This window comes from Pseudomonas zeae, assembly GCF_014268485.2.
Taxonomy (GTDB): domain Bacteria; phylum Pseudomonadota; class Gammaproteobacteria; order Pseudomonadales; family Pseudomonadaceae; genus Aquipseudomonas; species Aquipseudomonas neuropathica.
In genome coordinates, this window is the sequence record NZ_CP077090.1 from 4,409,948 (window position 1) to 4,436,738 (window position 26,791).

Consider the following 26,791-nt stretch of genomic DNA (forward strand, 5'->3'; position numbering starts at 1 on the left):
CGAACGCCTGCCTTACAGCGGCAGGAGCCTTGCGGCCAACCGGAAAACCGAACCAGAGTGACTGGGATTCAAATCGAAAATATTCGCACGTTGACCGCTGCCGGGACTGAAGGTCATCCGGCGCCAGAGAACGCTTGAGCCCGGCATGCTAGCACAGATGAGCGGTCACTTATGCTTCTGTTTGATCAGAAGGCAAATCGTCTGTTTTTATGCCAGAGTGCTGAACTTGATAGGCCTTTCAGCCCTCAGATAACAAGACATTGACCCACAAGGAGCATCCTCGCATGCGTCTGAATACCCTGTTCGCCGTAGTCGCCCCTATCGTTATGCTGCTGCCACTGAGCGCCCACGCCGACTGGCCGAAGGGCGAGCGTGACAAGTACATGGCGCAATGCACCCAGGCGGCGACCCCACAGATCGGCGCTGCGGCAGCCAAATCTCATTGTGCCTGTGGCGCTGACGCCATCAAGTCCTATCCTGCCGCCGACATTCAGGCGCTGATGGACAACAAGGCCACCCCTGAACTGCAGCAGAAAGCGCTGGGCCAAATCGCCAAATGCAAGGCGAATACTCCGGCGAAAAAGTGAGAAAAAAAGCGTCCTGACTCGGCCCAGCGCCCTTGAAAAGGGCTGAATTTGCGTCTTTTCAGACGTTTTATGCAGGTTTTACAGGTTTTTTTATCGTCTTTACCTTCCGCTAAAAGCCTTGTAAACCGGGGCTTTCAGCCGATAAAGGCAGTAAAGAAAACACGACTGATTGGCAAACAGCACGTCCGGGGGGCTACCAAAGCGAACATTTCGACTATGATACCCGGGTGTGCCCAGTTGGCCTGAGCAGCACAGTACTGAAAAATATATGTTTCTTGGAGATACACCATGTCTAATCGCCAAACCGGCACCGTTAAGTGGTTCAACGATGAAAAAGGCTTCGGCTTCATCACTCCTCAAGGTGGCGGTGACGACCTGTTCGTACACTTCAAAGCTATCGAATCCGACGGTTTCAAAAGCCTGAAAGAAGGCCAGACCGTCTCCTTCGTGGCTGAGAAAGGCCAAAAGGGTATGCAAGCTGCACAGGTTCGCCCAGAGTAATTTCTGCGCGCACTAAAAAAACCCCGTCCATGTGACGGGGTTTTTTATGCCTGCAACAAAAGTGGCGCGTGATCAGCCGCAGTTGACGCGAGTGATCACCAGATTGTTGTCGGTGTTCAGGTTCAAGCGATCGGAGCGGTACTCGAGCGTGATCATGTCGTTCGGCTTGAGGAAGCGGGCATTTTGCGCCCCGGCTTTGTTGCGCGCCTGCTCCAGCAACTCTGGCGAAGCTTTCTTGCCAATGGCGAATTCCGCCGCCGATGCTTCACAGCGGCTGTGACCAGCTTCGGTCGCCGCAGATTCCTTTGCCGACTCGCTGGAGGTCGTGCTGCAACCGGCCAGCATGGCAGCGGCCATAAGTGCACCCAGTGTCGCGAACTTCAAAGGCATGAAGCCTCCTTGTTTTCAAAATGGTTAAGCTGAGATCGTGCGACCGCCATTCAAGCGATTGGTTTCACAGCCAAGGCCATCACCATCACCCTGCCCCACGATCGGAAAAACGCCGAGTGTGCCTGAGGGGCATGCGTCACTTCATCAATCAATCGTGACTGAATATTAACGGCGCTCAATAGACGTCGATGTAGTCATACGGCGGATTCGGCCAGTTGTCCTTCAACGCATTGAAAATCTGCATCACCCACACCTCGTCACTGGCCGCGACATTGCCCACGTAGCCCGAGCCCTTGGCCCAGGTTTCCAGGCGAAACAGCAAGCCGTCGATATCCTGCCCTCCGGTGATGCTCGAAGAAATATAAGCGATACCGCCCTTGGTCACGCGCACCTGCGTGTGCTCATCATCACTGGCCGAAGCGAGCAATTGACGCACGGCTTCGAGTGTGAGGCCGTCAGGGGTGTTCAAATCGATCTGCACAGCACAATCCTTGGAAACCTCAAAAGACGAAGTGTCGCATAGCGCTCCGCTCATGCCTAAGTCGCAGTGCCAAATGCCCGACAAAATGGTTAACTCAAACCCAAGATCTTCCGACTATTCGAGCGCTCTCATGACCACCATCAGCATCGACGCCGCCATTAATGCCAAATGGGCAGACGGACACAGCTCTTACAGCCCGGGAACCACCGAGGAGCTTGCGCTGATTGGTATCGATTTATTAGTCAAAGAGTTGGGCACAGAAGCGGCCAAGCAATTCATCAAGCAGATTTTCGAGCGCTACCCGACCGAACAGGTCGAACACGAACACGCAGAGAAAGGGTAAACCCGCAGGCTGGCACCTGCGGGCGAGTGGCTTACTTCAGACGCTTCAGGCGTTCGGTCAGCAAGTCAAAGAAGCCTTGCGCGTCGCCATTTTCCACCCAGAAGGCGTTTTTCGGCGCCTTCAGGCCGTCGTACCAATCGACGATGGTCTGACCAAAAGTCGGCCCTTCACGACTATCCACCACAACATTCACCGAACGACCGGTGAACAGTTCCGGCTTGAGCAGATAAGCCACAACGGTCGCGTCATGCACCGGGCCACCCGGAATACCGTAGTGCTCCATATCGCCTTTGATGTACTCGTTGAGAATGTCGCCGACAATCTTGCTCGCGTTGTTGTTCAGCGCAGCGATCTGTTTCAGGCGCGCATCACTGGTGAGAATCTTGTGGGTCACGTCCAGCGGCAGGTAGGTCAGTTTCACGCCGCTTTTCAGAACCACTTCAGCAGCTTGCGGGTCAGCGAACAGGTTGAATTCGGCCACAGGAGTGATATTGCCACCGTTGAAGTGCGCCCCACCCATGATCACCACTTCCTTGATGCCCTGAACAATTTCAGGTTCCTGGATCAGCGCCAGTGCCAGGTTGGTCTGTGGACCGAGCATGGCGATCGTGATGCTGTGCGGCTTGGCTTTTTTCAGGGTGTCGATCAGATAGTTGACCGCATTGCCCTCAGCCAGCCCCTTTTTCGGTTCGTGCACGGTGACACCCGACAGGCCTTCCTTGCCATGGATGTTCTCGGCGTAGATCGGTGTGCGCATCAGCGGCTTCGGCGCGCCAGCATAAACCGGTACGTCCTCGCGCCCTGCCCACTCGCGCGCCAGTCGTGCGTTACGCGAAGTCTTGTCGAGGCGCACGTTGCCGGCCACGGTGGTCAGCGCGCGAATGTTAAGTTCGTCCGGCGAGGCCAGGGCGAACAGCAAGGCGACCACATCGTCGGCACCCGGGTCGGTGTCGATGATCAGGTCGATTTTTTCCGCCGCCTGGGCGCCGGTGGCAGTTATTACGGACAAAAGCAGCAGGCTCCGGATGAATTGATGCAGTTTCTGAGCATAGCGTTGCATGGCGCATTCCTTGTGCTTGTGAAATCAAAAGTTAAAAGGTAACTCCAGCGACCAGCACGATGTTGCAGTACGGCTGGCATTCCCCTGTACGAACAATCGCCCGAGCCTGTCGGCTGAGAACCTTGAATTGCTCGTGACTGAGCAGATCACGACGGCCCAGAGCGCCCTCTTCACTCAACTGCTCCAGGGTATTCAGCGCGGTAGGCTGCTTGTCGAAGATTTCTTTGGCCAGTGCATGGCTTTCCACCTGCATCTCGCTGAGCACGACCTTCAGGGTGCTGACGAAATCCGGGATACCGTGAGTCAGCGCCAGATCAATCAGCTCGACACCCGGCGGCACTGGCAGCCCGGCATCACCAATGACCACCATGTCGCCATGGCCCAGGGACGCGATCAGCCGCGACAATGCGACGTTGAGCAGAGGAGTCTTTTTCATGCGGGCTTAAAGGCCTGTACGTCGGATAGGGTTGGAATGGACGGCTGTGCGCCGGCGCGGGTTACCGATAACGCGGCGGCGATCTGCCCGAAACGAATCGCCTCGGCCTCGGACTTGCCATTGGCCAGCGCAGCTGCGAAACCACCCACGAACGTGTCGCCTGCGGCCGTGGTGTCGACAGCCTTCACTTTGGGCGCCGGGAAATGCTCAAAGCTTTGGCCATTGGCGAACAGCGAGCCTTGCGCACCAAGGGTAATAATGACTTTGCCCGCACCCATGGCGATCAACTGACTGGCTGCACTTTCTGCCGTTTCCTGCGAGTCCACCGGCAACCCGCTCAACACGGTCGCTTCGCTCTCATTGGGGATCAGGTAGTCGATCGCCGCAAACCAGTCCGCCGGCAGTGGACGACTGGCCGGCGCCGGATTGAGGATGACAATTTTACCCAGCGCGCGCGCGCGCTTGAGCGCATGCCCCACCGCGGCATCCGGAATTTCGAGCTGGCAGATGATCACGTCTGCGGCTTGCAGCACCGCATCAAACCGGTCGATCACTGCGGGCGTCATGGCGCCATTGGCGCCGGCGACGATGACAATGGCGTTCTGACTGTTGTCATCGACCACGATCAACGCCACGCCACTGGAGTCATCGACGGTGCTCACTGCCTGGCAATCGATCTGTTCGGCCAACAAGGCGTTGCGTAGTTGCACGCCATAATCGTCGCTGCCAACACAGCCAACCATCGCCACCTGCGCGCCCAAACGCGCTGCGGCCACCGCCTGATTGGCGCCCTTGCCGCCGGAAACCGTGGCAAACGAATGACCGATCAACGTTTCGCCGCCGACCGGCAGCCGTGGCGCCCGGGTCACCAGATCCATGTTCAGGCTGCCTATTACCACTACATTTGCTGGCATACATCATTACTCGTCAATTCGGTTTCAGCGGTATTCGGTGAACACGCCGGACAACGGTGCAGTGGATTCGCGCAAGACAATACTCGGAGTCACGATCCGTTGATCAGTGCCCAGGCTCGGCGTGGCAATCCTGCGCAGCAGCACTTCGGCCGCCATCTCGCCCAGTTGCAGGATTGATTGCCCCACCGTGGTGAGTGCCGGATAGACGTAACGACTCATCTGGATATCGTCGAAACCAATCACCGACAGCTCGCTCGGCACGCGCACATTGCGCTCCGCCGCCGCTCGCAGCACACCAATGCCGATCATGTCGTTACCGGCAAAGATTGCGCTCGGCGGATTGCGCTCGAGCAGAATCGCCGCTGCGTTGTACCCGCCAGTACTGGTGAAATCGCTTTCCAGCATGCGCTCCTGACGGACGTCAACGCCCGCCTCTTTCAGCGCTCGGCAATAGCCGGCCAGACGCATCTGCGCAACGCTGGTGCTGGCCGGGCCGCCGATGGTGGCGATGTCGCGGTGCCCCAACTCAAGCAAGTGCCGGGTCGCGAGGTAAGCGCCGTATTCGTGGTCGATACGCACCAGATCGGCATCGACGCCATCCAGACCTCGGTCGACGATGACCATCGGCGTTTTCACCCCGGCCAACCCCTGCGCCAGACCGCTGTCACCGCCAGCGGAAGCAACGATCAAACCGTCGATGCGTTTCTCCAGCAACACGCGCAAATAGCTGCGCTGCTTGTCGGGATTGTCGTCGGAGTTGCAGAGGATCACGCAATAGCCGTTACGCTCGCAATAATCCTCGATGCCCCGCGCCAACTCGGCGAAATACGGGTTGAGACTGTTGGGCACCAGCAGGCCGATGGTTGCAGTGGTCTTGGCTTTGAGCGAGCGCGCCACCGCACTCGGCACATAGTCGAGGCTCTTGATCGCCGCCTCGACTTTCAACCGCACCTCCCGACTCACCGGCCGGGTGTTGTTCACCACATGCGACACCGTCGTGTAGGAAATCCCCGCGAGGGCTGCCACATCCTTGATCGTTGCCATCTCTTAGCCCCGGCGACTGGCGCGCTGACTGCGATAAGTGTCGAGCACCACCGCGATCACGATGACGGCGCCGGTGATGATTCGTTTGGTCGGCTCAGTCGCACCGATCTGCGCCAGACCTGCCGCCAGGACCGAAATGATCAACACGCCAAAGAATGTGCTGATCACCGAACCACGCCCGCCCATCAGGCTGGTACCACCGATAACCACAGCTGCGATTACCTGCAACTCCAGACCGGAACCGGCATTCGGGTCAGCGGCTTCCAGACGGGAAATCTGAAACAGCGCAGCGATACCGGCCAGCAGCCCCATCAGGCTGAAGACCAGAATCTTGTAGGGTTTCGGATTGATCCCCGCGAGGCGCACCGCCTCTTCGTTGGTGCCAATGCCGATCAGGTAGCGACCGAATACGGTACGGGTCAACACGGCCTGAGCGATGATAATCACCAGCAAAGCAATGATAAACGATGGCGAGATGCCGAACGCGATCGGGTTCGACAGCCAGGCAAACGAATCACCGATGTACGCGGTGCGCGATCCCGTCATCTGATAAGCCAGACCCCGAGCCATTTCCAGCACGCCCAGGGAGACGATGAACGATGGAATCCGCCACGCCACCGTGATTGAACCGGTCACGGTGCCAGCCAGCGCCGCCACTGCCATGCCGAGCAACGCCGACGGCAATACGCTCCAGCCCCAACCGAGAATGGCGACGCTGACCGTTGAAGCGGCAAGCGCCAGCACCGACCCCACCGAGAGGTCGATGCCGCCGATGATCAACACGAAGGTCATGCCGACCGCCAGCACCATCAGATCAGGGATCTGGTTGGCCAGCGTACTGAAGGTGTTATAGGACAGAAAGTGGCTGCTCAAGACCGAGAACAGCGCAATCATCGCCAGCAAGGCGCCGGCCAGGCCCAGATAAGTGCCCAGACCGTAGAAGTTGCCACTACGTTTGCCGGCAGGAGATGCAGTTTTCATGGGAGATCCCTAGGCGCCGCTTCATTGAGCAACGCATCACGTTTTTGGTAGCCGGCGAACGCGGCGGCAAGCAAGTCATCCTGGGTCCAGCTGTCGCGCTCGAAGGTGTCGATCAACCGGCCGGCCGACAACACGCCGATGCGGTCACAGATCAGCATCAACTCACGCAGATCACTGGACACCACCACCAGCGCTTTGCCCTGGCGCGTCAATTCGCCGAGCAAGGCATAAATGTCGAACTTGGCGCCGACGTCGATTCCACGGGTCGGCTCGTCGAACAGCAGCACCGAACAGTCGCGCTCCAGCCAGCGGCCGATCACAACCTTCTGCTGGTTGCCACCGGACAACTCTGAAACCAGTTGTGTCGGACTCGAACTACGAATGCGCATGGCGTCGATCTGACGCTGCGCCAAAGCGATCTCGTCGCCATTGTTGACGACACCGCCACTGGAGATTTCCGGCATGTTGCCCAGTGCGATGTTGGCGCTGATCGATTGACTCAGCAGCAGGCCTTCACCTTTGCGGTCTTCGGTAATCAATGCGATACCGTTGCGCACCGCATCGACCGGCGAGCGCACACTGACCACTTTGGCCGGGGAGCCGAGCGCGATGGTGCCGCTGTCGGCAACGTCCGCACCAAAAATCAGTCGCAGCAGTTCTGTGCGCCCTGCCCCGATCAATCCGGAAATCCCGAAGATCTCGCCGGCACGGACTTCGAATGAAACATCGCGCACTTTGTCAGAGCGATTCAAACCCGTGACAGTCAGCGCCGGGGCGCCGATATTGCGCGGGCCCATGTCGATGTGTTCGCCCAGTTCACGACCGACCATCAGCGTAACCAGTTGCTCGCTGTTGTAATTGGCCATCGGCTCGACACAGACCAGATTGCCGTCGCGCAGCACGGCAATGCGCTGTGCGACACGGGCCAGCTCTTCGAGACGGTGGGAAATGTAAATGATCGAAACGCCGCGCGCCTGCAACCGGGTGATCTGCTCGAACAGCATTTCGACTTCACGTGCGGTCAGCATCGCGGTCGGCTCATCGAGAATCAGCACATGGCAATCGCCAATCAGGTTACGGGCGATTTCAACCATCTGCTGATGGCCGATCCCCAGCTCGCCGACCAGCGTATCCGGATCAATCGCGTCGAGACCGACTTGCGCCATGGCTTCGATCGCTGCTTTGCGCAGTTGTTTTCGGCTGATCCAGCCGCCGTTGCTTGGCAGGTTGTCGAGAAACAGGTTTTCCGCGACCGACAATGTCGGCAACAGATTGAGCTCTTGCATAACCATACGCACGCCGAGTTCTTCAGCCTGTGTACGACTGCCCGGACGGTAGTCCTTGCCGTGGAATTGCATCTGGCCGGTGGTCGGCGTGACCAGTCCGCCAATGATTTTCGACAGGGTACTTTTGCCGGCACCATTCTCGCCGGTCAGCGCCAGCACTTCACCGCGCATCAGCGTCAGATCGATGCCGGTGAGCACCGGTTGCGCATAGGTCTTACCGATACCGCTGACCGAGAGGACAGCGTTCGGGGCGGAAACTGACATAAAAACTCTCCATGCGCTCGCCCGGACGGACGAGCGCCGTTGTGTCGTCAGAAGACTTACTTGGTGACCAGCTCGACCGGTGTTTCGATCACGCCGTTGGCACCACTGTCGACTTTTTCGCCCTTGATGATTTTCAGCGCGGTTTCGATGCCGAACACTGCCTGCTTCGCAGCGAACTGGTCAGCCGTGGCCAACACGCGACCATCCTTCAACATTGGCTTGATGGCGTTGATGTTGTCGTAACCGACCACCTGAACCTGACCGGCCTTGCCAGCGGCACGTACTGCCGAAACGGCGCCGACGGCCATGCTGTCGTTACCGGCCAGCAGTGCTTTGACGTCCGGGTATTCGCTGAGGATCGAAGCGGCAACCTTGTTGCCCTTGTCGATCTCCCAGTCACCGGATTGCAGGGAAACGATCTTGATCTGCGCAGCGTCCATCGCATCCTTGAAGCCAGCGGTACGTTGCTGAGCGTTGGTCGTGGTGGACACACCTTCAATGATGCCGACTTCGTCACCGGCCTTGAGCTGCTTGGCCAAGTACTCACCGACCAGACGCGCGCCTTTGCGATTGTCCGGGCCTACGAAGGGCACGCTGATGTTTTTGCTTTTGACGATGGCCGGATCGAGTTGATTGTCGATGTTGATCACGGTAATGCCGGCATCGACGGCTTTCTTGATCACCGGCACCATGGCCTTGGAATCGGAAGGCGCGATCACCAGTGCATTGACCTTGGCCAGGATCATTTGCTCGACGATGCGGGTCTGGCCAGCAGTATCGGTTTCATCCTTGATGCCATTGGAGATCAGGTCGAAATCGGCGGAGTGTTCTTTCTGATAGGCCTTGGCGCCATCTTCCATGGTCAGGAAGAATTCGTTGGCCAGAGACTTCATGACCAGCGCGACTTTGGGTTTTTCGGCGGATTCGGCGAATGCCGAGGAGACAGGTAGTGCGGCGGCTGTGGCAGCCAGCATAGCGACAGCAAGAAGACGTCCAGCGAATGGCAGCTTCATGGGTTCACTCCGATCTTATGATTATTGTGAGCAACGCTTGCGCTGGCGTAAGCTACTTGGCTATCTGCAGGGCCATAGTGCCCCGAGAGCGCCGCGCAAACGTTTGCGTAGACCGAACTATGCGAATCCCGCCGACATTTGTCAACAATCAGAAATCGGTATTGATTAAAGGACGAATCCGTTGCTTCGTCCCTTGATGCTCAGGCCGTGGTATTGACCACGTTGCCGCTGGTGGAGCCTTGGGACATTTCCTTGAGCAACGCCGCCGCGACCTCCATGAGTGCGCCGCTGGTCTGCGCGATCTGACCCTGAATGGACATCACCGCCTGCGACTTGGCCTCAGGTGTCGGATAGCTCGCAGCCTGAGCCGCCGCCAGTTGCTGTTGCTGCTCCTGCAGTTGCTTCTGCAACTCTTTCATCCGCTTGAGCAGCATTTTCACGGTGACATTCAGACTGTCGCCGCTGTCCGCGCTATCGGCCTGACTGGCTTCTTGCGCAGGGCCGCCGGTCCTGACCTGGTTGCTCGGCTCTTTTTCAACGCCCAGCGCCTCGTCAGAAGCGTCCGCTTCTGCCTGGTTCATCGCATTGATCGTCGCTGCGGTTTTACCGCCGATGGTGACTGTACCCGGGTTTGAAAAACCGATCGTCAGTGACATGTGAACTCCCTAAAAAAGCGTTTCCCAGAACAACCATCGGCCTCAAGGCCGGTTTCTTTAGTAAAGAATCCGGAGCCGGCAACCGGTTTCATTCGACAAAAGCCGCAATCCCTTTCGGTGAACCGAACGCGAAAGCCACCAATGTTCGGAAACCCGGATAAACGCTTTGCCCCACCATTTGCAAATTCATAAAATCTTGATGTAAATCATCAAGTTAAACATTTCTCTAAAGCAAAGTAGGGCTGGTACAGATCCTGCTCCCTAGCCTGCACCCCGAGCATTCAGATCGGCTCGGGGCGCATCTAGATGAACCTGCATCAGCACCGTCTCACTACTAGAGAGAAAAATAATGAAATCTGCTTTCAACACTTTGGTCCCGGGTGCTTTGGCCCTTCTCCTGCTCCTGCCCACCGCCCTTCAGGCGAAAGAAGTCGAAACCCAGACCAAGCTCGCCAATGTCGTGGTACTTGCCACCGGCGGCACCATTGCCGGCGCCGGCGCGAGCGCCGCTAACAGCGCCACCTATCAAGCGGCGAAGGTTGGCGTCGAACAATTGATCGCCGGCATTCCCGAGCTGAGCAAACTGGCGAACGTGCGTGGCGAACAAGTCATGCAGATTGCCTCGGAAAGCATCACCAACGAAAACCTGCTGCAACTGGGTCGTCGCGTGGCCGAACTGGCCGATAGCAAAGACGTCGATGGCATTGTCATCACCCACGGCACCGATACCCTGGAAGAAACCGCTTACTTCCTCAACCTGGTAGAAAAAACCGACAAGCCAATCATCGTCGTCGGCTCAATGCGTCCGGGCACCGCGATGTCCGCCGATGGCATGCTCAACCTGTACAACGCCGTGGCCGTGGCCAGCAGCAAAGAAGCGCACGGCAAAGGCGTACTGGTGACCATGAACGATGAAATCCAGTCCGGTCGTGACGTCAGCAAGATGATCAACATCAAGACCGAAGCGTTCAAAAGCGCCTGGGGCCCACTGGGCATGGTGGTTGAAGGCAAATCCTACTGGTTCCGCTTGCCAGCCAAGCGTCACACCATGGATTCGGAATTCGATATCAAAAATATCAAGAGCCTGCCTGACGTAGAAATCGCTTATTCCTACGGCAACGTCAGCGATACTGCCTACAAGGCTCTCGCACAATCCGGTGCCAAGGCGATCATCCATGCCGGCACCGGTAACGGCTCGGTCTCCTCCCGCGTTGTTCCAGCCCTGCAAGCGCTGCGCAAGGATGGCGTGCAAATCATTCGCTCGTCCCACGTCAACGCTGGCGGCTTCGTTCTGCGTAACGCCGAACAACCAGACGACAAATACGACTGGGTTGTCGCTCACGACCTGAACCCGCAGAAAGCCCGCATCCTGGCAATGGTCGCCCTGACCAAAACCAATGACAGCAAAGAGCTGCAACGGATGTTCTGGGAATACTGATGGACTTTCGCCCGGTCAATTCTTGATTGGGCACCCTGCACCACTCGCCTGACGGGCGGGTGGTGCAACGCTCACAAAGCTCTCGCACTTTTCCTACAAAAAACTCGGCACGACCTACACCAAAATCCGAAAACCGCTGTCAGAGGATTTTCTTGAATTTTAAGCAGTTGCGAAAATGCTTACAGTTAAATACTGTATGCACGTACAGCTTAATAAGGATAACCTCGTGGCCACCTCCCCTGATGCTCCTGACGCTTACGAACGCATAGGCATGCGCGTTCAGAAAATCATCAATTCCCCCACCGCACAAAAAGCCAAAGCCGCACTGATCTTTCGTCTTCCGGACGAGCCGATGGACGAGTGGGAGCGCCTGCTTGAGGAAATCGACGAGAACGACAACGTCACCCTCGCCTATCGCGACGACGGTGGCGTGCAGATTTTTTGGGTTGTGCCGAAGGAAGATTGATTCAATGAGTGTCCGCTGTTTTGCTTTGCTGTTGTTGTTTTTCGCCATGGGTGCCCAGGCTGGCGCACCCCGCACATTCACCGAAGCCAAGAAGGTCGCCTGGAAACTGTATGCGCCGCAGTCCACAGAGTTTTATTGCGGGTGCAAGTACACTGGCAACAAAGTTGATCTGAAGGCTTGCGGTTACGTACCGCGCAAGAATGCCAAGCGCGCATCACGCATCGAGTGGGAACACATTGTGCCGGCCTGGCAGTTCGGCCATCAGCGCCAATGCTGGCAGGAAGGCGGACGCAAGAACTGCACCCGTTACGACCCGACCTATCAAAAGGCCGAAGCCGATTTGCATAACCTGGTGCCAAGCATTGGCGAGGTCAATGGCGATCGCAGCAACTTCAGCTACGGCTGGTTGCCCGTGCAGTCCGGGCAATACGGTTCGTGCCTGACCCAGGTCGACTTCAAGGCGAAGAAGGTCATGCCCCGCCCGTCGATTCGCGGCATGATCGCCCGCACGTACTTCTACATGAGCAAGCAATACGGCTTGCGCCTGTCGAAGCAGGATCGCCAATTGTATGAAGCGTGGGACAAGACTTACCCGGTGCAGGACTGGGAGCGTCAGCGTAATCAGAGCGTGGCATGCGTGATGGGACGCGGTAATGAGTTTGTCGGCCCAGTGAACATGAAAGCCTGCGGCTGATTGCAGCTCAGACAAAAAAGGCCTCGAACGTGATGTTCGAGGCCTTTTCATTTGCACCTGATTAGCGGCTTTGTTGTGTCGCCAGCAGCCCATCAAACTCAGTGACTCGCGAGGTATGCCACGCTCTTTGATCAGGCATCTGCGCAATCTTCATGACGGCTGCCGACTCTCCGGCAATCCAGCCGTAACAGCCGTCAGTGGCGGTGCCGGCGATTTCCCGGAGAATGTTCTTTTCCATGTCGACGTCAGCCAACTCAATCGCTTGCCCCGCTGCTGCCATATCAACTGGCAGAGTCACCGCCCGCTCGTTTACGGCGTGAGCGGATGCTCGACCAGCACCGACTCAACGTTCTGTTTCTTGGCCTTCACCAACGCTGCATCCACTTGCACCTTACGTGCTTCAGCTTCAGCCTGAGAGTTGAACGGACCAATCAGAATTCGCGTTTTGCCGCTGCTGTCCTTGATCACCGTAGGCACGAAGGCGTGCTCGATCAGCCAGCCACTCAGGTCGCTGACAGCCTGTGGCGTTTCACCGCGCACTTCGAGATCCCATTGTGGTGCAGCGGCCGCCGCCGGCGCGGTTACTGCAGCCGATTGTGGTTTTGGCGCCTCTACATTCTTGCCTTCACCACACCCTGCCAATACCAGTGCCGCGACTACCCAAACCAATTTGCGCACAACGCTTTCCTCGAAATTCTCAAAGCCGCGATCTTATCATTCATAAATACTTCGCGAGCCCCGCAAAATGGGCACAAAACAACGAGATTGATGCTTGCAGCCTCTGTATAGTTACGCCCTGGGAATTAATGCCGCTTCTGCGCGTCAGAAAGAGGCACCCAAACCGTGAGACTTCGCACTAATCTATACGTACACCGACCTCTGCACTGTCTGAATCAGGTGCCCTACAAAGCAATCAAGGAGAAGACCATGCTGATACTCACCCGCAAAGTCGGTGAAAGCATAAACATTGGTGATGACATTACGATCACCATTCTGGGCGTAAGCGGCCAACAGGTCCGCATTGGTATCAACGCTCCGAAAAACGTTGCCGTGCACCGTGAAGAGATTTACCAGCGCATTCAGGCTGGCCTGACCGCCCCGGACAAGCCACAAACTCCCTGAGCCAGATCGCAGTCAGTAGCCAGTCTGTTTACCTTGTGGAATGACTGGCTAGAGATTCACGCGCCGTATTGCCATCCGCTCCCCACTCTGTTGGGCACGGCGCCTGACACGCAAAACCCGACTCCCCTTCCTACCTCTCCCCGCATGCTCTTGCTGCCCGATACTACCTGCCATCCCCGAGGCTGGCTGTCGGACATTTCCGATAGAGCGCAGAGAATTCGCCCTCTAACCGAATGTCACACCACGCGCCATGCCTGTGGCCGCAATCACCATCAGCACCAGCAACAACGCCTCGACATGACTGATTCGCGCGTACAGCTTCGCGCGCCCGGTATCGATTGCTGCGCCGCGTGCGGAAGCGATCCGCCACTTGACCAACGTGATCATCGGGGCGAGCTCTACAATCAGGATCAGCACAAACAGCGTCATCTTCAGATGAAACAGTGGCTGATGAAGATAATAGTCAGTGCCCTTTTCAAAGCCTCCAAAAGCCCGCATCCCGCCTGTCACCAGCAGAATCAATGCAGAGATGCCCCATAGGTTATCGGCCTGTAAAACGCGCCGGGGCTCGCCTGAACCGACAGCAAGGCGATTAAACGCCGTGCCACGCGTCAGTACCGCCCAGAATCCCAAGGCAAATGCCAGAAGATGAACAGTCGCAAGAAACCAATGAACCAGCATCGATACCCCCTCATCGCAGAGTTGAAAATCGGCCAGTCAGTAGTAGTTGAAAAAACCAGGATGTGCCTGCGGAGTGTCGCCAGGCTTTCAGGAGAGATCGAAAGGAGAAATTTCAGCCAGTTGAGGCAAATCGCAGGCAAAAAAAATCCCAAGCAGCTGATGGAAGCTTGGGATTTAAAAATGCATAAACCGTGGTGGTGAACGCGGGACGAATGTTACTTAATCCCACGAACAGTAACAACATTTTTTTGATAACTGGCTGGTTAGTAACACTCGTAACCTGTTCAATATCCACACTTTTTCAAAGGGCGCTGGCGACGAACGGTGAATCGTCAACCAACCGCCTGACCCGACGACGCAGAAATTCGATCAGAGGTGGGAGGCACGACGAAGACTTGCGCACGCCATTCAGCAAGGACCGCTAAACGGTGAAGCACGACTCGCAGTGGATCAACAGGCCTCGCATGGAATTTCGAATGCCCTGAGATCGACTAAACGCGAAGTCCAGCTGGCGCCCTGAGGAGGGTTTTGCAAATCGCAGACAACAAAAAAGGGCCCACCTTTCGGTGAGCCCTTCTAGACCGCCCAGCAGAGCGGATTTTGTTTGGTAGGCGCGATTGGACTCGAACCAACGACCCCCACCATGTCAAGGTGGTGCTCTAACCAACTGAGCTACGTGCCTGCTGTGAGGCGGCATTCTACGGAATTCCGGAGGGGTGTCAACACCTTTTTTTCACCTAACCCTATGAATATGCAAAATATTTAATTTCGGCTCGCCGACGCAGATTTTCCGGTGGCTGGCGGAGGTTTTTCAACTCGGGTAGGATCGACGCACTCGTAAAATATATTAAACAGAGGCTGCAGGATGGCGAACACCCCTTACCCAGAGTCTTATTACGCTGCGTCGGCCAATGCCGTACCGCCCCGCCCTGCCTTGCAGGATGATGTGGAGACGGACGTCTGTGTGATCGGCGCCGGGTATACCGGATTGTCCTCAGCGCTGTTTCTGTTGGAGAACGGTTTTCGCGTCACCGTGCTGGAGGCGGCCAAGGTCGGGTTCGGCGCCTCCGGGCGTAATGGCGGGCAGATCGTTAACAGTTATAGCCGTGACATTGATGTGATCGAACGCAGCGTCGGACCGAAGCAGGCGCAACTGCTCGGGCAGATGGCATTCGAAGGCGGCCGGATCATTCGCGAGCGCGTGGCCAAGTACAACATCCAGTGCGACCTGAAGGACGGCGGCGTGTTCGCGGCGCTGACGGCCAAGCAGATGGGCCACCTGGAATCGCAGAAGCGCCTCTGGGAGCGCTTCGGTCATACGCAACTGGAACTGCTCGATCAGCGCCGCATTCGCGAAGTGGTTGCGTGCGATCAGTACGTCGGCGGCATGCTCGACATGAGCGGTGGGCACATCCACCCGCTGAACCTTGCGCTGGGCGAAGCGGCGGCGGTCGAGTCTCTCGGTGGCACGATCCATGAACAGTCACCCGCCGTGCGCATCGAGCGCGGCGCCAACCCGGTGGTGCACACGCCGCAGGGCAAGGTCAGGGCCAAGTTTATCATCGTCGCGGGCAATGCCTACCTCGGTAATCTGGTGCCGGAGCTTGCGGCCAAATCGATGCCGTGCGGCACGCAAGTCATCACCACCGAGCCACTGGGTGACGAACTGGCGAAAGCGCTGCTGCCGCAGGACTACTGCGTTGAAGACTGCAATTACCTGCTCGACTACTACCGCCTCACGGGCGACAAGCGCCTGATCTTCGGCGGCGGTGTGGTGTATGGCGCGCGCGACCCGGCGAACATCGAAGCGATCATCCGCCCGAAAATGCTCAAGGCCTTCCCGCAGCTCAAGGATGTGAAGATTGACTACGCCTGGACCGGAAATTTCCTGCTGACCCTGTCGCGCTTGCCACAGGTCGGGCGCCTGGGCGACAACATCTATTATTCGCAGGGTTGCAGCGGCCATGGCGTGACCTACACGCATCTTGCAGGCAAAGTGCTGGCCGAAGCGCTACGCGGTCAGGCCGAGCGCTTTGATGCGTTTGCCGATTTGCCACACTACCCGTTCCCCGGCGGGCAGTTGCTGCGTACACCATTTGCGGCGTTGGGCGCTTGGTATTACGGCTTGCGCGACAAATTCGGGATGTAAAAAAGGGCCGCTGAACAGCGGCCCTTCTTATTCAACATAGAACGGTTTCAGAGTTGGTCTCGGGCAATCCCGCTACGGATTCGCAGGATATCCGCCAGCACCGCCAAGGCAATTTCCGCTGGCGTCTTGCTGCCGAGGTTAAGACCGATCGGCGCATGAATCCGCGCCAACTCCGCCTCGCCCACGCCGCCAATTCGACGCAAACGCTCGAAGCGCTTCTGTGACGTCTGCAGCGAGCCCATCACGCCAATGTAGAACGCTTCGGTGCGCACCGCTTCCATCATCGCCAGGTCATCGATACGCGGATCGTGAGTGAGCGCTACGACTGCGGTATCACGATGACAGCCACCGTCAGCAATAAACACCGACGGCAACTGCCGACGAATCTCCACGCCATCCAGCACCACGCCTTCAAGCACCTCGTCGCGCGGATCGCAGAGAATCACCTCAAAACCCAATCCAACGGCAAACTCGGCACACGCCTGCGCCACACTGGAATACCCGGCGAGCAACAAACGCTGCGCCGCGCCGACACGAACGCGCACCCGATCAATCTCACGCTCGATCCGCGCGCCCTGCTCGCGATCAGCGAACAGACTGCGTGCACCGCTGGCCAGATCGACCTCGCGAATCAAGCGGCGCTGACCGAGCAGCGCCGACTCCAATTCACGCAGATGCGCCTGTACCTCGCAGTCGGCGTCAAATTTCTCTACCAGCACATCGAGAATTCCGCCACAAGGCAGGCTGACCCGCGAGCGCGGATCATCACCCTCGCCATAACGCACGACGTTGACCGCATCGAGAAACGCCCCTTCGGCGACGCGCTCAAGGAAATCTTCCTCGACGCAACCGCCGGACAGCGAGCCGATCCACTGTCCGCCATCGTTCACCGCCAGCAGCGAACCCGGCGCACGTGGTGCCGAACCATAAGTCGTCAGCACGGTGCAGAGCCAGATGCGCTGCCCCACCACCGACCACTCCAGCGCCCGGCGCACCACTTGTAGATCAAGATGCTGCATGTCAGTGCGCCTTATGCTCGATGGACGGTGCGTCGGCTTGCAGCTTCTGCACTTCACTCACCGCCAACTCCGTGGACTGACCACCCCAACCTTGACGCAGGTAGTTGAGCAGGTCGGTCAGTTGCGCAGGACTGAGCTTGCCAGCGAAGCCCGGCATCGGCTGCATGTGCTCGAAACCGGAGAACTTCTGCTCACCGATACCGTCCTCGATCACGCGCAACAGGTTGCGTGGGTCTTCCAGGCGCAACGTGGTATTACCGCGCATGGCCACCGCGATATGCGGCTTGCCTTCGCCACCGACCGCATGGCAACCGGCGCAGACGTTCAGGTATTCCTGCTGGCCGCGCTGGGCGCTGGCGCTGAGTTTCTCGACTGGCACTTCAACGAGGGCTTTGGCTGCCGGCGGTTTGTCGCCGAGCAGGAACGTCGCCATCGCCGCCAGATCGGCATCGCTCAGGCCTTGAGTGCTGTTGTGGAACACCGGGAACATCTCGTTGAACATCGTCCCTTGCGCGCTCATGCCGTGCTTGAGGAACGTGCCCAGATCCTGCTCGTTCCAGCCGCGCGCGGCCAGATCAGTGGCCAGCAGGCTCGGCGCCAGATAACCATTGAGGATGCCGCCAGTCAGACGCTTGTCCAGCTGCATTGCGCCCGGGAGGCCACGCGGCGTGTGGCATTCGCCGCAGTGACCGAGCACTTCGACCATGTACTGGCCGCGCTTCCAGGCTTCGCTTTTGCCTTCGGCCGGCTCCAGTTTCAGGGCTTTGCCGTACATCATGTTCCAGCCGATCAGGCCCGGACGCACGTTAAACGGGAAGCTCAGACTGGTGACCGGGGCTGCGCGCTCGATCGGCTCGATGGTTTTCAGATACGCATGGATCGCATCCGAGTCTTCGCGCGGCATCAGGTGATACGAGGTATACGGCATCGCCGGATACAAATTCGCGCCATCGCGACGCTTGCCTTCAGTCAGCGCCGCGAAGAACTCGTCATCGTTGTACAAACCGATGCCGTGCTCTTTGCTCGGGGTAATGTTGGTGCCGTAGATCGTGCCGAACGGCGACACAATCGGCAGGCCACCAGCGAACGGCGCACCACCGGGTGCAGTGTGGCAAGCCATGCAGTCAGCGGCGCGGGCGAGGTATTCGCCGCGCTTGACCTGATCATCGGCGTGGGCAAACAACACCGGCGCAGCGAGGCCGACCGCCAGGGTCAGGCGAGTCAGAAAAAGCTTCATGCTTAACCCTCCTTGACCAGGCCGAGATCGGTCAGCACGTTGCGGGTAGCGTTGTAGTAACGCACGTACCCGGTGCAACGGCAGACGTGATGGCCGAGGCTGTCCTCGATGACTTGTTCGAGCTTGCTTTGCACGGTCGGCTGGCGCTGCAGCTTCTCGACCAGCACGGTCGCGGCGTTGACGAAACCTGGTGCGCAGTAGCTGCACTGGAAGGCGAACTCGTCGACGAAGCGTTGCTGGATCGGATTCAGCTCGGTGACCTGGCCGCTCTCGTCACGCTTGGCGTGAGACTCGATGGTGCGGACTTTCTTGCCTTCGAAATAGTGCGCGCCGGTGATGCAAGTGCGCACTTCTTCGCTGGTACCGTCCGGGTTATCGACGATCACCACGCAGGCGTGGCAGATGCCCTGGCCGCAGCCCAGGCGCGAACCGGTGAGGTTCTTGTATTCGTGCAGGTAGTCGATCATCGGCAGGTCATCAGGGATGTCCACCGGGCCGACGGATTGACCATTGAGGGTCAGTTGAAGCGGACGGTTAGCCATTGAGGGCCTCCTTGATGCGCGCAGCAGTGATTGGCAGGTCGCGAACACGTTTACCGATGGCGTGCGCCACGGCGTTACCGATGGCACCGACGATCGGGATCATCACCACTTCGGCGATGCCTTTGGACGGATCACTTGGCGACAGAGCCGGCAGAATCTCCGACGTCTGTTTCCATACGGCAACGTGACGCGCCATCGGCAAACGGTAACGGTTGAAGTTCCAGTCACCCTCCCCCGGCCCGCCTTCGTACAGCGGCATTTCTTCCATCAAGGCGTGGCCGATGCCCATGGCGATACCACCTTCGAGCTGGCCCTTGACCAGTTCTTCGACCAGCACCCGACCGCACTCGACCCACGAATGGTGGTTGAGCACTTCGACTTCCGCCGAGCCTTTGTTGACCTTCAGTTCGACCAGTGTCGCGACCGGGCTGTAGTAAGTCACGGCAGCGTTGTTCAACTGGACAACCGGGTAATTGATGTTCTGGCGATCCAACAGGTGGAAACCAGCGGTGCTCATCAGCGCCTTCTTCGCCTTCGGCGCGCCATCGCCATATTTCACCGCCAGACCGTCGAGCGGCAGCCGCTCGCGCACGCCGTCGATGCTGTATTCGGCCTCGGCCCAGCTCCAGCGGTTGAATGCGTGAACGGTAGCGCCGGTCACCAGGCCACGCTCGTGAGCGTGTTTGGCCAGTTCTTCGAAGCTCAACGGCTGCATGCCGTTGGCCGTGAGTTTGCCGTCGACCCAATGCGCATCTTCGCGACGCACCACGTAAGGGTTGGCTTGACCGCCATAAGGGCCCTGACGCCAGATTTCCATGGCCGCCGGCCACAGACCGTTGTTGAACAGCACGCGTGCCGCTTCACGGGTGGCGTGACTGAAGTAGTACGCCGAGTTGGTCGCCGACGAGGCCGAAGCCAGTTTGCCCACCCAGCGCGGGTTGCGCAGCAGGCTGTCCTGCTCGGCCTGACTCATGATGTAAGGGTTGCCGCTGGTGATCAGCTGCATTTCCTTCCACTCGGTTTCGCCGGTCTTCACTTCGTGCGCCGGGCTACCGAGGAAATCGGCCACCACCAGCGCCTGCGAGGTAGACATGCCGGTGCCGATCTCAATGCCGATATGGCGCAGAGTGATGCGACCGTCAGCCGTGAATTCGATGCTGGCCATTGGCGCTTCAGAACCGGTGCCGAAGTCTTTCTGGCAAATGGCGAAACCGACGCCGTACCAGTTGTCCGGATCGGCGGCTTCGCGCTGCTTCTTGATCGCGTCGCGGTTTTTCCAGACTTCGTGCACCGAGGCTTTGTCGAGAATTTCATGCAGGCGCAGAGCACCGGCCGGAATCGCGCCCTGGGTGTTTTTCATGCCGGAACGCAGGGCGTTCTTGCGACGCAGATCGATCGCATCGACACCAAGGCGATTGGCGATTTCGTCGACCATCATCTCGGTCGCCGCCATGCTTTGCAGGGTGCCGTAACCGCGCATCGAACCCGCCTCAACACCACGCGAGTGATAGGCGGTGACTTGCAGGTCGTTCTGCGGCATGTAGTAGATCGATTGCGCCGCCGTGGCACCCACTGCGGCTACGGATGGGCTGTAATTGATCCGGCCGCCACCGTCGACACTCATTTCGGCACGGAAAATCTTGAAGGTGTAGTCATTCTTGTCCACGGCCAACTGGTAGCGGATGTCGAACGGGTGGCGCTTGATGCCACTCTGGAACTGCTCGTAGCGGTCGTTGGCCAGACGCACCGGCACACCCGCGCCATACAGCGCCGCGAGGGCTGCGTAGTAGACGAAGATGTTGTGGTCTTTGGAACCGTAACCGACGGTGTAACCCGGGTGCATGTTCAGGTTGTCGAGGCCGAAACGCGACGGCGCGATCATCTTCGCGGTTTCGGTCGCTGCCTCCAGCGGGCACTGGGTGGCCACGACGAAATGCAGGGTCTTGGTTTTCGGGTCGTACCAGCCGTTGCCGTTGTCCGGCTCCATGGCGGCCGGCTCGATCGACGGGGTCTTGTAGCGCTCGTCGAACACCAGCCAGTTGTCCGACGGCGTGTCGATCTCTTGCTTCATGCGGTCGGCGTAGAACAGGCCGCGCTCGGTCAGATTGCCGTGCAGGTTCGGCTGGGAATTCCACACCGGACGACGGTTCTTCAGCATCGGGAACAGGATCGAGTCTTTGAGGCTGGCGAATTCGTCTTCGTCGGCCGAGGTCGCGCCGCCGACGCGCACGTAGCGGAAGCTGCCGTAGGGGTCGCCTTCGTAGAACGGCACTTTGGCACCGTAACGAATCGCTTTGTCATTGAATTTGAGTTTGTTCTTCGCCTGGCGGTAACGCTCGAAGTCGTTCCAGATCAGGATTGCCACCGGGTGACCGATGAACATCGGCACTTTGCCTTCTGGCAGCAGTGGATCCGGCGCGTGCTCTTCGGGGAAGACGATGCCGTCTTTGTCCAGATCAGCGGCGGTGACAATGCGGTCAGGCTGCAAGTCAGCGCCAAGCCACGACAGGTCGTAGCCGTCGTAGATGCGGTCAGCCTTGATGGTTTTCAGCAGCATGGCGTGGCCTTGCTGTTCAGGCCAGCCCGGCATGTCCTTGGAACGGATGTCGCGGGCAAAGACTTTGCTGCCGCAGACCTTGGACAGTGCATCGTTGCGCTGACGCGCCTTGCCGTTGTTGCCGAGCCATTTCTCGGACGGCACGGTGACGGTGTTTTCCATCAAGGCTGCCAGCGCCTGACTGCTGAGCGGCGTGAGCGTGACGCTCACACCCGCCACCAGCCCGCCCTGGAGGAACGAGCGCCGGGATATTTCACGGTTGGACATGGATCATCCTCTGGGCGGTTATGTGTCCGCCCTTCTGGTTATCTACTGGGGAATCTCGAGTCTTGCAGAAGCCTTTCTTGGCTAAACGAAAGGCGTGATGACAGTGCAAAGCTGACCGAAAGGTTAACTTTAAAGGTTTCTGCGCTCGCAGCAAACAACCAGTTACAAAAATTTGACTAAAGGATCAGAAAATCAATGCGACGTGGCACCGCAGGAGCTCGTTGAACATACCAACGACCCATGTGGGAGCGAGCTTGCTCGCGAAGGCGTAGTGTCAGTCAGCGCATTTTTTGCTGAGACACCGCATTCGCGAGCAGGCTCGTTCCCACATGGGGATTTGTGTCGAATTCAGAATCAGGGGGAAGGAGCAGAGGGAAAAGCCAAATTTCAGACACAAAAAACCCCGGTCTTTCGACCAGGGTCTTTGCTATCGATTCCGAATCAGCCAACGGCTGTTTTCGGTGCCTCAAGGCGTTCAGTGGTCCTTGGAGCAGATATGGCGCAGCGGACGGGACTCGAACCCGCGACCCCCGGCGTGACAGGCCGGTATTCTAACCGACTGAACTACCGCTGCGTATCGCTTTGAGCTTGCGCTCAAGTAACTCGTTTTGACTGCAAGCTTCGGTGCTTTGCAATCGCGAACCAGACAAGTCTGATTCGTAAAATATGGCGCAGCGGACGGGACTCGAACCCGCGACCCCCGGCGTGACAGGCCGGTATTCTAACCGACTGAACTACCGCTGCGCGTCGGTGCAGGCACTTTCAGCCTACGCTCTTGCTTACGCAAGTTTCTCGGGGAGTGGTGGGTGATGACGGGATCGAACCGCCGACATTCTGCTTGTAAGGCAGACGCTCTCCCAGCTGAGCTAATCACCCGTTTGCATCTCCGAGGCCGCGAAATTTACGCAGGTAGCAGACCTAAGTCAATAGCAGGATTGAAGTTTTTCTGAAAAAGACGAAATTGCTTCAATCCTGCAAAACTGCTTTCGCGGGTAACCCCGCTCCCACAGGGGTATGCATTCCAAATGTGGGAGCGAGCCTGCTCGCGAAGGCGTCAGTTGATTCAACACAAATTCAGGAGAACAAGACGACCTACTCGCTGTAGATCATCTTTTTCGTCATGCCACCGTCGACGACAAATTCCTGCCCGGTAACAAACCCGGCATTCCTTGACAGCAACCAGGCAACCATCGCCGCCACATCCTCGACCGTCCCTACCCTGCCCGCCGGATGCTGAGCATGATCGGCATCCGCCAAAGGCTCCGCTCGACGTGCAGAAGGATCGCGCGCGTCGATCCAGCCCGGACTGACCGCGTTGACGCGAATCTCCGGCCCCAGACTGATCGCCAACGCATGCGTAAGCGCCAGCAGGCCGCCCTTGCTCGCCGCATAAGCCTCGGAGTCCGCTTCCGACTGCCGCGCACGAGTAGAGGCCAGATTGACGATCGAACCGTTGTGCGCACGCAGATACGGCGCACAGTGCTTGGCCAACAGCATCGGCCCACTGAGATTCACCGCCAGCACCCGATTCCAGTAAGCCAGATCGAGGCTTTCCAGTGTGATGTTGTGCGGATCAGCGACCGCCGCGTTGCACACCAGCGCATCGAGACGACCAAACTGACCCAGCACCTCAGCCACGCCGAGCGCCACCTGACTTTCCTCGGCAACGTCCATGGCAATGAACCAGGCATTTTCGCCCAACACCTTCGCCACTTTCGAACCGCGCGCCCGATCCAGATCGGTCAACACGACTTGCCAGCCCTCGCTGATCAGCCAGGCAGCGATGCCCAGACCGATACCGCGCGCAGCACCCGTGACCAGCGCGACGCGGCCATGGGTACCTGCTGTCGGCGTAGACAACTCGATCACAACGCGGCCAGACCGCGCGCCAGGTCGGCTTGCAGGTCAGCGACGTCTTCCAGACCGACCGCGATGCGAATCAGGCTGTCACGGATGCCCGCCGCTTCACGCTCTTGCGGCGCTAGACGGCCGTGAGAGGTGGTGCTTGGGTGCGTGATCGTGGTCTTGCTGTCGCCGAGGTTGGCGGTAATCGAAATCAGTCGGGTCGCATCGATGAAGCGCCAAGCGCCCTCTTTGCCGCCCTTGACCTCAAAGCTTACAACCGCACCGAAACCCTTCTGCTGACGCTGGGCCAGTTCGTGCTGCGGATGGCTCTTGAGACCGGCGTAATGCACCTTCTCAATGCCGTCCTGCTGCTCCAGCCATTCGGCTAGCGCCTGAGCATTCGCGCAGTGCGCCTTCATCCGCAGGTTCAGGGTTTCCAGACCTTTGAGAAAGATCCACGCGTTGAACGGGCTCAGGGTCGGCCCGGCAGTGCGCAGGAAGCCGACGACTTCTTTCATCTGCTCACTGCGACCGGCCACCACACCGCCCATGCAACGGCCCTGGCCATCGATGAACTTGGTCGCCGAGTGCACGACGATGTCTGCGCCCATTTTCAGCGGCTGCTGCAACGCTGGCGTGCAGAAGCAGTTATCGACGACCAGCATCGCGCCTTTGGCGTGAGCAATTTCAGCCAGTGCGGTGATATCGACCAGCTCGGCCAACGGATTGGAGGGCGACTCGACAAAGAGCAGTTTGGTGTTGGATTTGATTGCCGCATCCCAACCCGACAGGTCGGCCAAAGGCACGTAATCGACTTCCACACCGAAACGCTTGAAGTACTTCTCGAACAGGCTGATGGTCGAACCGAATACGCTGCGCGAAACCAACACATGGTCGCCGGCGCTGCACAAGCTCATCACCACCGCCATGATGGCGGCCATGCCGGTTGCGGTCGCAACGGCTTGCTCGGCGCCCTCCAGCGCAGCGATGCGCTCTTCAAACGCGCGCACGGTCGGGTTGGTATAACGCGAGTAAACGTTACCCGGCACTTCCCCGGCGAACCGTGCGGCCGCGTCGGCAGCGGTGCGAAACACATAGCTGGAGGTGAAGAACATCGGATCACCGTGCTCACCTTCCGGCGTACGGTGCTGACCGGCACGTACGGCCAGGGTATCGAACGCTACGCCTTCGAGGTCGCTGTCCAGCCGACCGGCATCCCATTCCTGACTCATGCTGTCACTCCTTGCCGTATTCTCGAAAATTGAAGGTCAGATACAAAACCGGCCCCTCAGGGCCGGTGATAACTCAGTTGTTGTACAGATCGATGATCGCACTGACCGCCTGGGTCTTGACCTTCGAGGCATCGTTGCGTGCCTGCTCGATCTTGTCCAGGTAAGCCTCGTCGACGTCACCGGTAACATACTTGCCGTCGAACACCGCGCAATCGAAATTCTCGATCTTGATCTTGCCGCCGCCAACCGCTTCGATCAAGTCAGGCAGGTCCTGATAGATCAGCCAGTCAGCGCCGATCAGATCCGCCACGTCCTGAGTCGAACGGTTGTGTGCGATCAGTTCGTGCGCGCTTGGCATGTCGATGCCATAAACGTTCGGGAAGCGTACCGCTGGCGCTGCCGAGCAGAAGTAGACGTTTTTCGCGCCGGCTTCGCGGGCCATCTGGATGATCTGCTTGCACGTGGTGCCGCGCACGATCGAGTCGTCGACCAGCATCACGTTCTTGCCGCGGAATTCCAGCTCGATGGCGTTGAGCTTCTGGCGAACCGACTTCTTGCGAGCCGCCTGGCCCGGCATGATGAAGGTACGACCGATGTAACGGTTCTTGACGAAACCTTCGCGGAATTTCACGCCCAGGTGGTTGGCCAGCTCCAGCGCCGCGGTACGGCTGGTGTCCGGAATCGGGATAACCACATCGATGTCATGCTCTGGACGCTCGCGCAGGATCTTCTCGGCGAGTTTCTCACCCATGCGCAGGCGAGCCTTGTAGACCGACACGCCGTCGATGATCGAGTCCGGACGCGCCAGGTAGACGTGTTCGAAAATGCACGGGGTCAGGGACGGATTGGTCGCGCACTGACGGGTGTGCAGCTTGCCGTCCTCAGTGATGTAGACCGCTTCGCCCGGCGCCAGGTCGCGAATCAGGGTGAAACCGAGCACGTCCAGCGAAACGCTTTCGGAGGCGATCATGTATTCAACGCCTTCGTCAGTGTGACGCTGACCGAACACGATCGGACGAATGCCGTGCGGGTCACGGAAACCGACGATGCCATAACCGGTGACCATCGCCACAACGGCGTAACCGCCAACACAACGGTTGTGCACGTCGGTCACGGCGGCAAACACGTCTTCTTCGGTCGGTTGCAGCTTGCCGCGCTGGGCCAGCTCGTGAGCGAACACGTTGAGCAGCACTTCCGAGTCGGAACTGGTGTTGACGTGACGCAGATCGGATTCGTAGATCTCTTTGGCCAACTGCTCAACGTTGGTCAGGTTACCGTTGTGCGCCAGAGTGATGCCGTAAGGCGAGTTGACGTAAAACGGTTGGGCTTCGGCCGAAGTCGAGCTACCCGCGGTCGGGTAACGGACGTGGCCGATCCCCATGTGGCCGACCAGACGCTGCATGTGACGCTGTTGAAACACGTCACGCACCAGGCCATTGTCCTTGCGCAGGAACAACCGGCCATCATGGCTGGTCACGATACCGGCAGCGTCCTGGCCGCGGTGCTGGAGCACGGTTAGCGCGTCATACAGCGCCTGATTGACGTTCGACTTACCGACGATACCGACGATGCCACACATGCGACGC

28 protein-coding genes and 4 tRNA genes are annotated in these 26,791 nt (G+C 58.5%); 8 read left to right on the top strand and 24 right to left on the bottom strand.

Translation table 11 applies throughout. The annotated features are described in order from the left end of the window. Positions 1–284: 284 nt before the first annotated feature. Positions 285–587 carry a hypothetical protein gene (locus tag HU754_RS19335; protein WP_186624924.1) on the top strand — a complete coding sequence of 101 codons (303 nt, stop codon included), beginning with the start codon at positions 285–287 and terminating at the stop codon, positions 585–587. Between the two features lie 288 nt (positions 588–875). Continuing rightward, positions 876–1,088 (top strand): cold-shock protein, encoded by a 213-nt coding sequence (locus HU754_RS19340; protein ID WP_003179963.1) that lies wholly within the window; start codon positions 876–878, stop codon positions 1,086–1,088. 72 nt (positions 1,089–1,160) lie between these two features. Here HU754_RS19340 and HU754_RS19345 read toward each other — a convergent pair whose 3' ends face one another. Continuing rightward, the gene (locus HU754_RS19345) at positions 1,161–1,478 is read right to left on the bottom strand and encodes an I78 family peptidase inhibitor (RefSeq protein ID WP_186624925.1); all 318 of its coding nucleotides are present in this window, start codon (positions 1,476–1,478) and stop codon (positions 1,161–1,163) included. Positions 1,479–1,653: 175 nt separating this feature from the next. Beyond that, the gene (locus HU754_RS19350; RefSeq protein ID WP_186624926.1) at positions 1,654–1,959 is read right to left on the bottom strand and encodes a hypothetical protein; all 306 of its coding nucleotides are present in this window, start codon (positions 1,957–1,959) and stop codon (positions 1,654–1,656) included. A gap of 130 nt (positions 1,960–2,089) precedes the next feature. On the opposite strand from HU754_RS19350, the gene HU754_RS19355 reads away from it, so the two are divergent. Beyond that, positions 2,090–2,302, top strand: a complete 213-nt coding sequence (locus HU754_RS19355) for a hypothetical protein (protein WP_093432151.1) — start codon at positions 2,090–2,092, stop codon at positions 2,300–2,302. Positions 2,303–2,333: 31 nt separating this feature from the next. Here the strand turns inward: HU754_RS19355 and HU754_RS19360 are convergent, their stop codons facing one another. From HU754_RS19360 to HU754_RS19395, 8 genes are all read right to left on the bottom strand, one after another. Beyond that, a complete protein-coding gene (locus tag HU754_RS19360) occupies positions 2,334–3,362 on the bottom strand; it encodes a nucleoside hydrolase (RefSeq protein ID WP_093432149.1) in 1,029 nt (342 codons plus the stop codon). 31 nt (positions 3,363–3,393) lie between these two features. After that, positions 3,394–3,798, bottom strand: coding sequence for a D-ribose pyranase (gene rbsD / locus HU754_RS19365; protein WP_093432146.1), 405 nt, complete (start codon positions 3,796–3,798; stop codon positions 3,394–3,396). Continuing rightward, on the bottom strand, positions 3,795–4,712 hold the full coding sequence (gene rbsK / locus HU754_RS19370) for a ribokinase (protein WP_186624927.1): 918 nt from the start codon (positions 4,710–4,712) through the stop codon (positions 3,795–3,797). Before rbsK ends, rbsD begins: the two co-directional genes overlap by 4 nt. Before the next feature lie 24 nt (positions 4,713–4,736). Next, positions 4,737–5,756 carry a LacI family DNA-binding transcriptional regulator gene (locus HU754_RS19375; RefSeq protein WP_186624928.1) on the bottom strand — a complete coding sequence of 340 codons (1,020 nt, stop codon included), beginning with the start codon at positions 5,754–5,756 and terminating at the stop codon, positions 4,737–4,739. Positions 5,757–5,759: 3 nt separating this feature from the next. Next, the gene (locus tag HU754_RS19380) at positions 5,760–6,737 is read right to left on the bottom strand and encodes an ABC transporter permease (protein ID WP_093432140.1); all 978 of its coding nucleotides are present in this window, start codon (positions 6,735–6,737) and stop codon (positions 5,760–5,762) included. Further along, positions 6,734–8,287 carry a sugar ABC transporter ATP-binding protein gene (locus HU754_RS19385; RefSeq protein ID WP_186624929.1) on the bottom strand — a complete coding sequence of 518 codons (1,554 nt, stop codon included), beginning with the start codon at positions 8,285–8,287 and terminating at the stop codon, positions 6,734–6,736. The genes HU754_RS19380 and HU754_RS19385 overlap by 4 nt, the downstream gene beginning before the upstream one ends. Before the next feature lie 56 nt (positions 8,288–8,343). After that, on the bottom strand, positions 8,344–9,300 hold the full coding sequence (locus HU754_RS19390; RefSeq protein ID WP_016984936.1) for a sugar ABC transporter substrate-binding protein: 957 nt from the start codon (positions 9,298–9,300) through the stop codon (positions 8,344–8,346). 200 nt (positions 9,301–9,500) lie between these two features. Continuing rightward, positions 9,501–9,956 carry a hypothetical protein gene (locus tag HU754_RS19395; protein WP_093432134.1) on the bottom strand — a complete coding sequence of 152 codons (456 nt, stop codon included), beginning with the start codon at positions 9,954–9,956 and terminating at the stop codon, positions 9,501–9,503. A 349-nt stretch (positions 9,957–10,305) separates the two neighbouring features. On the opposite strand from HU754_RS19395, the gene HU754_RS19400 reads away from it, so the two are divergent. From HU754_RS19400 to HU754_RS19410, 3 genes are all read left to right on the top strand, one after another. After that, positions 10,306–11,394, top strand: coding sequence for an asparaginase (locus HU754_RS19400; protein ID WP_034152752.1), 1,089 nt, complete (start codon positions 10,306–10,308; stop codon positions 11,392–11,394). Between the two features lie 196 nt (positions 11,395–11,590). After that, entirely contained in the window at positions 11,591–11,860 is a 270-nt protein-coding gene (locus HU754_RS19405) for a DUF1654 domain-containing protein (RefSeq protein WP_371748305.1), read from the top strand. 4 nt (positions 11,861–11,864) lie between these two features. Then, positions 11,865–12,554 (top strand): endonuclease, encoded by a 690-nt coding sequence (locus HU754_RS19410; RefSeq protein ID WP_093432123.1) that lies wholly within the window; start codon positions 11,865–11,867, stop codon positions 12,552–12,554. 61 nt (positions 12,555–12,615) lie between these two features. On the opposite strand, the gene HU754_RS19415 is transcribed toward HU754_RS19410, so the two are convergent. Beyond that, entirely contained in the window at positions 12,616–12,852 is a 237-nt protein-coding gene (locus tag HU754_RS19415; RefSeq protein ID WP_367617434.1) for a hypothetical protein, read from the bottom strand. Between the two features lie 11 nt (positions 12,853–12,863). Beyond that, positions 12,864–13,232 carry an SPOR domain-containing protein gene (locus tag HU754_RS19420; RefSeq protein WP_186624930.1) on the bottom strand — a complete coding sequence of 123 codons (369 nt, stop codon included), beginning with the start codon at positions 13,230–13,232 and terminating at the stop codon, positions 12,864–12,866. A 249-nt stretch (positions 13,233–13,481) separates the two neighbouring features. On the opposite strand from HU754_RS19420, the gene csrA reads away from it, so the two are divergent. Further along, positions 13,482–13,676, top strand: a complete 195-nt coding sequence (csrA, locus tag HU754_RS19425) for a carbon storage regulator CsrA (protein ID WP_003179932.1) — start codon at positions 13,482–13,484, stop codon at positions 13,674–13,676. Positions 13,677–13,901: 225 nt separating this feature from the next. Here csrA and HU754_RS19430 read toward each other — a convergent pair whose 3' ends face one another. Beyond that, positions 13,902–14,357: a DUF2214 family protein gene (locus tag HU754_RS19430; protein ID WP_186624931.1), complete on the bottom strand. Its 456-nt coding sequence runs from the start codon at positions 14,355–14,357 to the stop codon at positions 13,902–13,904. 605 nt (positions 14,358–14,962) lie between these two features. Next, positions 14,963–15,039 (bottom strand) — tRNA-Val (locus HU754_RS19435). Positions 15,040–15,222: 183 nt separating this feature from the next. Here HU754_RS19435 and HU754_RS19440 point away from each other — a divergent pair. Then, positions 15,223–16,506 carry an NAD(P)/FAD-dependent oxidoreductase gene (locus HU754_RS19440; RefSeq protein ID WP_093432114.1) on the top strand — a complete coding sequence of 428 codons (1,284 nt, stop codon included), beginning with the start codon at positions 15,223–15,225 and terminating at the stop codon, positions 16,504–16,506. A gap of 47 nt (positions 16,507–16,553) precedes the next feature. Here the strand turns inward: HU754_RS19440 and HU754_RS19445 are convergent, their stop codons facing one another. The 10 genes from HU754_RS19445 to purF all read right to left on the bottom strand — a co-directional run bounded on the left by HU754_RS19445 (position 16,554) and on the right by purF (position 26,784). Beyond that, positions 16,554–17,525 carry an XdhC family protein gene (locus HU754_RS19445; protein ID WP_186624932.1) on the bottom strand — a complete coding sequence of 324 codons (972 nt, stop codon included), beginning with the start codon at positions 17,523–17,525 and terminating at the stop codon, positions 16,554–16,556. A 1-nt stretch (position 17,526) separates the two neighbouring features. Beyond that, on the bottom strand, positions 17,527–18,762 hold the full coding sequence (locus HU754_RS19450; RefSeq protein WP_186624933.1) for a c-type cytochrome: 1,236 nt from the start codon (positions 18,760–18,762) through the stop codon (positions 17,527–17,529). A 2-nt stretch (positions 18,763–18,764) separates the two neighbouring features. Next, positions 18,765–19,304 carry a (2Fe-2S)-binding protein gene (locus HU754_RS19455; protein ID WP_038369461.1) on the bottom strand — a complete coding sequence of 180 codons (540 nt, stop codon included), beginning with the start codon at positions 19,302–19,304 and terminating at the stop codon, positions 18,765–18,767. Beyond that, on the bottom strand, positions 19,297–22,128 hold the full coding sequence (locus HU754_RS19460) for a xanthine dehydrogenase family protein molybdopterin-binding subunit (protein ID WP_186624934.1): 2,832 nt from the start codon (positions 22,126–22,128) through the stop codon (positions 19,297–19,299). Before HU754_RS19460 ends, HU754_RS19455 begins: the two co-directional genes overlap by 8 nt. A 497-nt stretch (positions 22,129–22,625) precedes the next feature. Beyond that, a tRNA-Asp gene (locus HU754_RS19465) sits at positions 22,626–22,702 on the bottom strand. 93 nt (positions 22,703–22,795) lie between these two features. After that, positions 22,796–22,872 (bottom strand) — tRNA-Asp (locus HU754_RS19470). A 56-nt stretch (positions 22,873–22,928) separates the two neighbouring features. After that, positions 22,929–23,004: transfer RNA gene (locus tag HU754_RS19475), tRNA-Val, on the bottom strand. A gap of 216 nt (positions 23,005–23,220) precedes the next feature. After that, a complete protein-coding gene (locus tag HU754_RS19480) occupies positions 23,221–23,997 on the bottom strand; it encodes an SDR family oxidoreductase (protein WP_093432102.1) in 777 nt (258 codons plus the stop codon). Further along, positions 23,994–25,205, bottom strand: a complete 1,212-nt coding sequence (locus HU754_RS19485; RefSeq protein WP_093432099.1) for an O-succinylhomoserine sulfhydrylase — start codon at positions 25,203–25,205, stop codon at positions 23,994–23,996. The genes HU754_RS19480 and HU754_RS19485 overlap by 4 nt, the downstream gene beginning before the upstream one ends. A gap of 73 nt (positions 25,206–25,278) precedes the next feature. Further along, entirely contained in the window at positions 25,279–26,784 is a 1,506-nt protein-coding gene (purF, locus tag HU754_RS19490) for an amidophosphoribosyltransferase (protein WP_016984539.1), read from the bottom strand. Positions 26,785–26,791 lie beyond the last annotated feature (7 nt).